2 protein-coding genes are annotated in these 2,222 nt (G+C 42.3%); both read left to right on the plus strand.

What is annotated here, in order from left to right; translation table 11 throughout:
- Positions 1–353: 353 nt before the first annotated feature.
- On the plus strand, positions 354–563 hold the full coding sequence (locus F6K40_RS39830; RefSeq protein ID WP_293145737.1) for a hypothetical protein: 210 nt from the start codon (positions 354–356) through the stop codon (positions 561–563).
- A gap of 186 nt (positions 564–749) precedes the next feature.
- A complete protein-coding gene (locus tag F6K40_RS39835; protein ID WP_293145739.1) occupies positions 750–2,081 on the plus strand; it encodes a YcjF family protein in 1,332 nt (443 codons plus the stop codon).
- Positions 2,082–2,222 lie beyond the last annotated feature (141 nt).

Here is a 2,222-nt window from a genome sequence, read left to right on the forward strand (position 1 = left end):
ATTTTTCATTTCAGTTAATGATAATTTTGTGGCTGTGGCGATCGCTAAGAGGAACTTAGTTTAGATAGCCAATGTACAGAGAACCTTAAGGATTAACACTATATGTAGTGCCCTTGCGTAAGTCCTGTAGAAGTGGAACAGGTAAAGTGATTAATGCCGATATTAATGGCACTCTTCAAATTTAAGACAGAAATTCCCAGAGGCATTTACTGCCGTTTGCGTAGCATGACCTAGGATGGGAATAGTGAGCTGTGCCGAGAGCGCCTATATTGGTTAATCCAATATCAAGAATTTAAGAACTGCAATTTTCTACAGTTTAATTCGTACGGTTATAATACGATTTCTCACAAAGAATGCTATACCCGATCAGGTGGGGAAGTATGGGAAGTATGGGAAGTGTGGGAAGTGTGGGAGGTGTGGGAGGTGTGGGAGGTGTGGGAGGCGTGGGAGGCGTGATCCGTACAGGACTCAAAAAATGTAGGGTTGTAAATGTTCTAGCTCAGACAATGAATGAGCAATGCCTACACAAGCGCTCCCCCTACTCCCGTACGGACGTTGCTTGAGCATTAATGCGTTTTCCTTACGGAATGCTGCGCAAACATGTCGCATAGCGTTAACGGAGTTATGCGCCAGCAAAACGTCCCTACCCTACTCCCTATTTTCTAGAGATACACGCTTGGCTTCTATAAAAGCATTTTTTTGCCTCCCTATTACTGGAAGTTTTGATAAAAGATATACAGATAACTAAAATGACTGAACCAAATGATATTAACTCCCCAACAGCTAATTCTGAAGAGTCTAATCAACCAACTGAGGATGTAAAAACAGAGTCAAAAACAGACTCTTGGCAAAATCGGATCGGTGGAATTTGGCATGATACCAATAACCGTTTAATGAAACTTTTCCCTGTAGATCGGGCAGGGCAAAAAATAATGCAGTGGTTTACTGTGGATGAAGCTCAAGTTGCCGAAATATTGGCAAAAGTTCGCGCCGAACTTCCTACTACTGAAGCAATTTTAATCGGTAAACCGCAAACAGGTAAAAGTTCTATTGTGCGAGGTTTAACAGGGGTTTCTCCAGAAATAGTCGGTGAAGGTTTTCGCCCTCATACTCAACACACCGAACGTTATGCTTATCCTTCTGACGATCTACCGTTGTTAATTTTTACGGATACTGTCGGTTTAGGAGATGTGAAACAGGAAATTCCGGTTATTATTGAGGAACTTTTGGCAGAGTTGCAGCAGGAAAGCGATCGCGCCAGAATTTTGATTTTGACTGTAAAAATTAATGATTTTGCCACGGATACTTTACGACAAGTTGCCCAACAGTTACGAGAGGAATATCCAAATATTCCTTGTTTGTTAGCAGTGACTTGTCTGCACGAGGTTTATCCTAACCCCACTGACGATCATCCCGAATATCCTCCAGAATTTGAGGAACTGAAACGTGCTTTTGCTGCTATTCAGGAAGATTTTGGCGAGTTGTATAATAGTTCTGTGTTGCTCGATTTTACTCTGGAAGAGGATGGTTATAATCCGGTATTTTATGGTTTGGAAGCATTTAGAGATAGTTTGGCAGAATTGCTGCCGGAAGCAGAGGCGCGAACAATTCATCAATTGTTGGATGAGGAAGCAAGTAAAGAATTGGGGAATATTTACCGAGATGTGGGGAGGCGTTACATTTTATCTTTTACTATTATGGCAGCTACCGTCGCAGCAGTACCTTTACCTTTTGCGACAATGCCAGTATTGACAGCGTTGCAAGTTTCGATGGTGGGTTTATTGGGAAATTTGTATGGGCAAACAATTTCTCCATCTCAAGCAGGAGGGGTGGTTAGTGCTATTGGTGGCGGTTTTGTCGCTCAAGCAGTGGGAAGGGAGTTGATTAAATTTGTGCCTGGGTTCGGGAGCGCGATCGCTGCTTCTTGGGCAGCAACTTATACTTGGGCGTTGGGAGAAAGTGCTTGTGTTTATTTTGGAGATTTGATGGGAGGGAAAAAGCCAGATCCAGAGAAAATTCAGGGAGTGATGCGAGAGGCGTTTGAGTCGGCGAAATTTAGAATTCATAATTCTAAATTATGAATTATGAATTATGAATGGCTTTGTTGCACAAAGGAAGGAAATAGGGTAAAAATAATAGTGCATGGCACGAAAAACCTACACCAAAGTAGATATGAGTAAGTCCAAGTCCAAGTCCAAGTCTAAGTCCAAGTACCGGGTTAG

Source organism: Okeania sp. SIO3I5 (assembly GCF_010672085.1).
Classification (GTDB): Bacteria; Cyanobacteriota; Cyanobacteriia; order Cyanobacteriales; family Microcoleaceae; genus Trichodesmium.

Bases quoted from the DNA above. Each gene is read 5' to 3' on its own strand.
- F6K40_RS39830 (WP_293145737.1), top strand. From the start codon at position 354: ATGCTATACCCGATCAGGTGGGGAAGTATGGGAAGTATGGGAAGTGTG.
- F6K40_RS39835 (WP_293145739.1), top strand. From the start codon at position 750: ATGACTGAACCAAATGATATTAACTCCCCAACAGCTAATTCTGAAGAG.